The sequence below is a fragment of the Anabaena sp. UHCC 0399 genome (assembly GCF_034931465.1).
In the GTDB taxonomy this organism is placed as follows: domain Bacteria; phylum Cyanobacteriota; class Cyanobacteriia; order Cyanobacteriales; family Nostocaceae; genus Trichormus; species Trichormus minutissimus.
Window position 1 is genome coordinate 1 of record NZ_JAYGGZ010000101.1, and the last position, 5,783, is coordinate 5,783.

General features: G+C 39.8%; 9 protein-coding genes. 8 read left to right on the plus strand and 1 reads right to left on the minus strand.

The features are described from left to right. On the plus strand, positions 1-270 hold a 270-nt coding region (locus VB693_RS28600), incomplete at its 5' end, for a helix-turn-helix domain-containing protein (protein ID WP_323269224.1). Positions 271-325: 55 nt separating this feature from the next. Here the strand turns inward: VB693_RS28600 and VB693_RS28605 are convergent. After that, positions 326-583 (minus strand): helix-turn-helix transcriptional regulator, encoded by a 258-nt coding sequence (locus tag VB693_RS28605; RefSeq protein WP_323269225.1) that lies wholly within the window; start codon positions 581-583, stop codon positions 326-328. Positions 584-656: 73 nt separating this feature from the next. Between VB693_RS28605 and VB693_RS28610 the strand changes: the two genes are divergently transcribed. The 7 genes from VB693_RS28610 (at position 657) to VB693_RS28640 (ending at position 5,454) form a co-directional block, all read left to right on the plus strand. Continuing rightward, positions 657-1,517: a hypothetical protein gene (locus VB693_RS28610; protein WP_323269226.1), complete on the plus strand. Its 861-nt coding sequence runs from the start codon at positions 657-659 to the stop codon at positions 1,515-1,517. A 610-nt stretch (positions 1,518-2,127) separates the two neighbouring features. Further along, positions 2,128-2,883, plus strand: a complete 756-nt coding sequence (locus VB693_RS28615; RefSeq protein ID WP_323269227.1) for a ParA family protein — start codon at positions 2,128-2,130, stop codon at positions 2,881-2,883. A 181-nt stretch (positions 2,884-3,064) separates the two neighbouring features. Beyond that, complete coding sequence (locus tag VB693_RS28620) at positions 3,065-4,015, plus strand: ParB/RepB/Spo0J family partition protein (RefSeq protein ID WP_323269228.1); 951 nt, start codon at positions 3,065-3,067, stop codon at positions 4,013-4,015. Between the two features lie 128 nt (positions 4,016-4,143). Beyond that, positions 4,144-4,485, plus strand: coding sequence for a DUF2281 domain-containing protein (locus tag VB693_RS28625; protein ID WP_323269229.1), 342 nt, complete (start codon positions 4,144-4,146; stop codon positions 4,483-4,485). A 76-nt stretch (positions 4,486-4,561) separates the two neighbouring features. Further along, positions 4,562-5,011, plus strand: coding sequence for a PIN domain-containing protein (locus VB693_RS28630; protein WP_323269230.1), 450 nt, complete (start codon positions 4,562-4,564; stop codon positions 5,009-5,011). Beyond that, a complete protein-coding gene (locus VB693_RS28635; protein ID WP_190710392.1) occupies positions 4,992-5,201 on the plus strand; it encodes a hypothetical protein in 210 nt (69 codons plus the stop codon). The genes VB693_RS28630 and VB693_RS28635 overlap by 20 nt, the downstream gene beginning before the upstream one ends. 7 nt (positions 5,202-5,208) lie before the next feature. Continuing rightward, positions 5,209-5,454, plus strand: coding sequence for a DUF4926 domain-containing protein (locus VB693_RS28640; protein ID WP_190710390.1), 246 nt, complete (start codon positions 5,209-5,211; stop codon positions 5,452-5,454). The last annotated feature ends 329 nt before the right edge of the window (positions 5,455-5,783 follow it).

The window sequence follows — 5,783 nt, forward strand, 5'->3', positions numbered from 1 at the left end:
CCAAATGCAACTGGACGACTTCTGTTCAATATGCTTAGTGCTATTGCTGAGTTTGAAACAGAAATTCGCTCTGAGGGACAACTTGATGGGATTCATAAGGCGAAGGAACTGGGTGTTCGCTTCGGGCGAAAACAGATATTGTCTGCTCCGCAGATTAACGAACTTCATCTCCGACGCACACAAGGTACTCTTATCAAAATTCTCATGAAAGACTTTGCTATTTCTAAGGCGAGTGTCTATCGTTACCTCAAAAAATCCGCCGCCTCTTAGGTATAAAATCCCTAATTCCCCTTTTCGAGGGTTTGTACAAAAAACCCCACTTTCTTTACGAGGTTTCAGAGGTGTTTCCAGTATCCAACTTAAAATAAACAAAGAAATCTAAAGGTTTTTGATAAATCACGGCAAAATCTGTCAGTTCAACCACATCTACTCGCCTTTCCCCAGATTCACAACGTGAAACGTAAGATTGTGGCTGATTTAACTTCTTAGCCACCTCTACTTGCGTCAAATTAGCTTCTTCTCTAGCTTGGCGCAGTCGCTTGAGAAAAGCTTGATACCTGAGTGAGTAAATTGAACCTCCCATGTTGGGAGGCTACCGTAGCTGCTAAGATATGCAAAAATAGCATATTTTTGTAATATTTACTCGGTCAATATCTATGCAATACAGTCAATCTCTAGAAAAAAGTCTGCACTTTGAGTACACAAATACTGAAACCGCTCTCCTGGTACGTGGTCTTGTAGTTCAGATTAAAATGAGACTACGTTCGACGATACTGGGTTACTATTACAGCGGGCAGCTATTATATGAAATCCGAAAATATTTGGGTTATGGCCAATTTACAAGGTGGCTAAACACTTCTGAGTGGGAATATTCACCTGCTACGGCATATAAATGTATTTCTGTTTATGAGTACTCACAGGAGTTAGGAATACAAACTGAATGGTTTGGTACGCTGTTTCTCATTTCGATGACACAACTGATACAGCTACTTCGACCCAATAAGAAAGACATATTATTAATATTAGTAGACATGCTCAAAGCGGGTAAAAAAGTTGATAAAACAGTAATTGCAGACATTTCATTACGTATGCAAGGTCAACTTGCTCCTGCTGACAAGGTTACTGAACACAAAACTGCGTTCACTTCCAATCAGCAGTTAAATTATGTATGGTTAGGTCTGCGCTTTCGTTCAAATCCTGAAGTACAAATTGCTAAGTCACTTGAGCAATATCCTGATATTGCTTTCTGGCCTAATTGCAGAGGTCGGCTAAACACTCCCAACGGGAAACGTAATTTAGAACCTGACTTTTTAATTTGCTATCAGGGGAAGTTGGGAATTTTGGAAGTGGATGGTCCTTTTCATACTCCAGAACGGCGAGTTGAAGAACAAGAACGGGAACGTTATTATCGTCATCATGGGATCCGAGTTGTGGAGCGATTTGATGCTAAAAGGTGTGAGCAAGAACCTCATTTAGTAGTTCAAGAATTTTTACAAATAATGGAAAAGATGTACTAATTTCGAGAGATTGCTTACTCAGGTGTGGTGAAATTGAACAGCTGCGACCTCGCAGGGGGCTTGCACCTCATTGGTTCTCCAATTCCTTGCCATTACTTGCTTTTAACCACCAAAGTAAGAAACTAAATCCCAGAGTTACTTACCGTTCGCTCAATCGAGGATGAGTTTGGTGAAATAGGTGAAATAGGTGAAATAAGGGAGAGTATATAAGCAGGCGATCGTTTTCGGCATCCCTTGTGCCAGAAAGAAATGTGACAAATAAATTTAAGAAATTCGGGGCGGGATTTTCTTGCTTTTGGAAGTATTATTTCTCTCTGCTATCTTGAGGCGATTGCCCCCAGCCCCGACCGGGCAACAAAGGTATCCACCATTGGCTTCTGTAATCCTTTATATATATAGCTTTGAAGTCAGTAAGAACTACCATTGCTTAGTTTTTTCTTACTGCTGCTAAATTCCATAAGGAAAACCATCATAATTGTGAGATGGTATAGATTTTACTCTATACACTGTTTTGACTTCTCCCATAAACTATGGCCATAAATTTTTTGTGCAAATACATCACTGATACCGATATTGTTAAGTTGAGATCTTTATTGTTTTTGTTCAGGCAATGAGCAAGGTTATTGCGGTTTTCAATCAGTCAGGTGGTGTTAGTAAATCCACTTTGACGATGAATTTAGGCTACCACTTGGCTCAAAGGAAGCAGAAAGTTTTGTTAGTGGACATGGACCCCCAAGCCTCGCTGACTGCCTTTATGGGATTAGAGCCATCTGAATTAGATAAGACAGTTTATGAAGCTCTTCTTGGAGAAGAAGCATTACCAATTCATCAGAACATTCATAATATGGATTTGGCACCTGCCAATATCAACCTAAGTGGTGCAGAATTGGAACTCGTCGTAGCAGATATGCGAGATATGCGGTTGAAAGAGGCACTGGAACCGATTCTTACACAATACGATTTCATTTTGATTGACTGTCCACCAAGTCTCGGTATTCTTAGCTATATCAGCTTAGTCGCAGCCACACACGTACTTATCCCTATTCAGACCGAATATAAAGCTTTGAAAGGAACAGAACTATTGCTAACAACGATTGCTCGTGTCCGTTCTCGTGCTAATCGAAAATTACAGATTGCGGGAGTGGTTCCTACGATGTATGACAATCGAACTGGACAAGGATCTCAGAGCTTACAGTCAATTACTAATTCTCTGTCTAAAATCGGGACGATTTATCCAGCTATTCCCCGGTCAGTAGGGTTTGCCGATGCGTCCCAAGAGCATCTGCCATTGGCACTATATAATTCTAAACATCCATCTGTTAAGATTCTCAAACAGATTGCTGAAGGTTTGGAAGTATTACCATGAGAAAAAATCTGTGGATAACGTTATCCACAACCCAAAATGGCAGATACTGTTAGAGGTGTTTAACTTAATCAGTAGGATTTGCCGATGCAGCTTAAGTGCAGTTGTCATTCGGAATTTATAATCCTAAGCATTCATCTGTTAATATCCTCAAACAGATTGCTCAAAGTTTGTCAACGCCATCATGAATCCAAAAAAGCGTGCTAGTCAGCCTTATCAAATCAAAGGAGTCGATGCTCTATTTGGTTCGGACGAGGAAATAAACGAAAACGTTGCTGTGCTTATCCCCATTGAACAAATTGTTTTACCACAGCAGCAACCTCGTCGCTACTTTGCTCCTAAATCCATGCTTGATCTGGTAGAGTCAGTCAAACAGCATGGAATTCTCCAACCCCTTCTCGTTCGTCCACAAGTGGATGGTAAGTATGAATTAGTTGCTGGGGAACGACGTTATCAGGCTGCTAAAACTGTTCAACTAGAATCTGTTCCGGCTGTGATTCGGCAGATGACGGATGTAGAGGCATTTGAACTTGCACTTTCTGAGAATCTGCAAAGAGAAGATTTGAATCCTGTTGAAGAAACTGAGGGAATTGTTGCACTCGTAGCATTAAAACTCAATCAAACAGCAGAGTCAGTGATTGCTTTACTTCAATCAGCTGCTCATCCAGAACGAGAAGCTGTGGATAACGTTATCCACAGTTCAGAATGGCAGACCCTGCTAGAGGTATTTAACGCAATCGGAAGATTCTCCCCCGAAAGTTTTAGAACTAATCGGTTGCCACTTCTGAAACTTCCGATTGATGTTATGGAAGCACTGCGGTCAGGAATGATTGAGTATACCAAAGCCAAGGTAATTGCGCGAGTTAAAGATGAATCTTTACGTGCATCTTTGCTATACGATACGCTTCAAAACGACTTGTCCTTGAACCAAATCAAAGAACGTCTTACTGTGATTCAACAGGAGACAACTGGAACTTCAGAAAAAAAATCTCCTAACATAAAAAAGCAGATAGATGAAGCTTATACTAAAGTCAAAAAATCCAAGGTTTGGAATAATCCCAAAAAGCAAAAGCGATTACAAAAATTGCTGGTAGAACTGGAAGCTTTAATAGTTGAAGACAATGATGATATCTGAATCACTTATTTTTCCCCTAACTTGGAGTTAGGCTATAGCCAAGGTGAAAATTTAAATTAGATTAAGGCGTTTGTGATAATAAAAGATAAAGCCATTTCCGCTTTCACTACAACGTAAACAATATTTTTATGACTATCAAAGAAATCCTGCTCCAAGAAATTGAATCTTCTCCAGAGTCACTCCTAGAAGAAACTCTTGATTTTCTACGTTTTTTGAAAACCAAACAAACAGTTAAAAAAGATACTCAATCACCGCACATTAAGCCAGAAACAGGAAGTTCCGATACCCTACCGCAACCAAAAGAAACCCCGACAGACAGTTCTCAGCTACCCTACCGTCCGGCTTCCGGTCGTTCCATTCTCAGACACGCAGGAACTTGGGCAGGTGATGACTTTGATGAGTGTCTTCAGTCTGTTTACGCGACTCGTGGCAAAGCCAAATTTGATTATGACTTAAATCCTTTTGAGTAATGTACCTGCTAGATACAAATCACTGTAGCAAGCAAATCCGCGTCAAAGAAGCTGAGAAAGTATGAGAGGCGGTGACATGACCAGAGTTTATTTAGATACAAGTATTTATAACCGTCCCTTTGATGACCAAACACAACCAAAAAACTTTCTAGAAACACAAGCGGTTATCTTAATTTTACAAATGGTCGAAGCCAAATTAATAGAATTAGTTAATTCTTCAGTTCTAGAATATGAGAATAGCCGTAACCCTTTTCCTGTAAACCAACAGTCAATGGAGCGATACTTACAAATAGCTACATTAAAAGTATTAGTAGATGAAAATATTAGAGGTAGAGCAAAACAACTAGAACAACAAGGAATTAAAGCCATTGATGCTCTGCACGTTGCTTGTGCTGAAGCTTCTCAAAGTGATTATTTTATCACTTGCGATAAGAGATTAATCAATCGCTGTCAAGCTTTAACACTCAAAACAATTAACCCCACAGAATTTATTTTGGATATAAATTATGACAATCAAAGTTATTAACGAACAGCAAAACCTACAAGAAGTAATACAGGTTTTACTCACACATTTAGAGCCATCCAAAGTGATGAAATTTTGGGCAGCTTGTAATTTAGGCGAAGGTGATTATTTACAACTAAAAGACAAACTGTTTGCTCAGGAGGATGTTGATAGCTTGTATGAAAAAATTAAAGCTTATCAGGACAGGGAATAAAACATCAATGAACTTTGAACTATACCAGCGTGTTGCTTTAAATTGGGACTTGGATAAATATCAATTAAAAAAAGGTGATGTTGCAACTTTAATTGATTTTGTCCCTCATCCCAGCAATGGCGAACAAGGATGCGTTCTAGAAGTATTCAATGCAACTGGTGAATCAATCGCTGTTGTCATTGTTCCCATAACTGATATTAAACCACTGCGAAATCATGAAATTTTAAGCGTTCGCTCTTTGGTGGAAATTTAGTTCCCCAGTGGCTCAATTTCTTACTCAAGCCTTGATATACAACTTTTTCTGAGCAACTTAAAGCAAACGTCCAAACAATTTTTTTGCGGTCAGATAGATGTTATGTGTGCGCGGTCATCTGAGAATGACTGCTGTACAAGCCTACAGCATTAAGAAACTGAGTAATTAATTTCTTACCAAGGGTTGTCAAAGTCCAGGTAGAGCAAGGTGTTTGAGAGCCTACTCCTCGCAACCTTCTTGCACAGTAATGGCTGGGGGGCTGGGAAAGTGCAATACCCGCCAATACTGTGCAAAGTGCTGGATGTCGATTGCCCCCGTATTAGGGTGGC

Excerpts from the sequence above, each read along its gene's own strand:
- VB693_RS28610 (WP_323269226.1), top strand. The coding sequence starts at position 657 with ATGCAATACAGTCAATCTCTAGAAAAAAGTCTGCACTTTGAGTACACA.
- VB693_RS28615 (WP_323269227.1), top strand. The coding sequence starts at position 2,128 with ATGAGCAAGGTTATTGCGGTTTTCAATCAGTCAGGTGGTGTTAGTAAA.
- VB693_RS28635 (WP_190710392.1), top strand. The coding sequence starts at position 4,992 with ATGACAATCAAAGTTATTAACGAACAGCAAAACCTACAAGAAGTAATA.
- VB693_RS28605 (WP_323269225.1), bottom strand. The coding sequence starts at position 583 with ATGGGAGGTTCAATTTACTCACTCAGGTATCAAGCTTTTCTCAAGCGA.
- VB693_RS28640 (WP_190710390.1), top strand. The coding sequence starts at position 5,209 with ATGAACTTTGAACTATACCAGCGTGTTGCTTTAAATTGGGACTTGGAT.
- VB693_RS28630 (WP_323269230.1), top strand. The coding sequence starts at position 4,562 with ATGACCAGAGTTTATTTAGATACAAGTATTTATAACCGTCCCTTTGAT.
- VB693_RS28625 (WP_323269229.1), top strand. The coding sequence starts at position 4,144 with ATGACTATCAAAGAAATCCTGCTCCAAGAAATTGAATCTTCTCCAGAG.
- VB693_RS28620 (WP_323269228.1), top strand. The coding sequence starts at position 3,065 with ATGAATCCAAAAAAGCGTGCTAGTCAGCCTTATCAAATCAAAGGAGTC.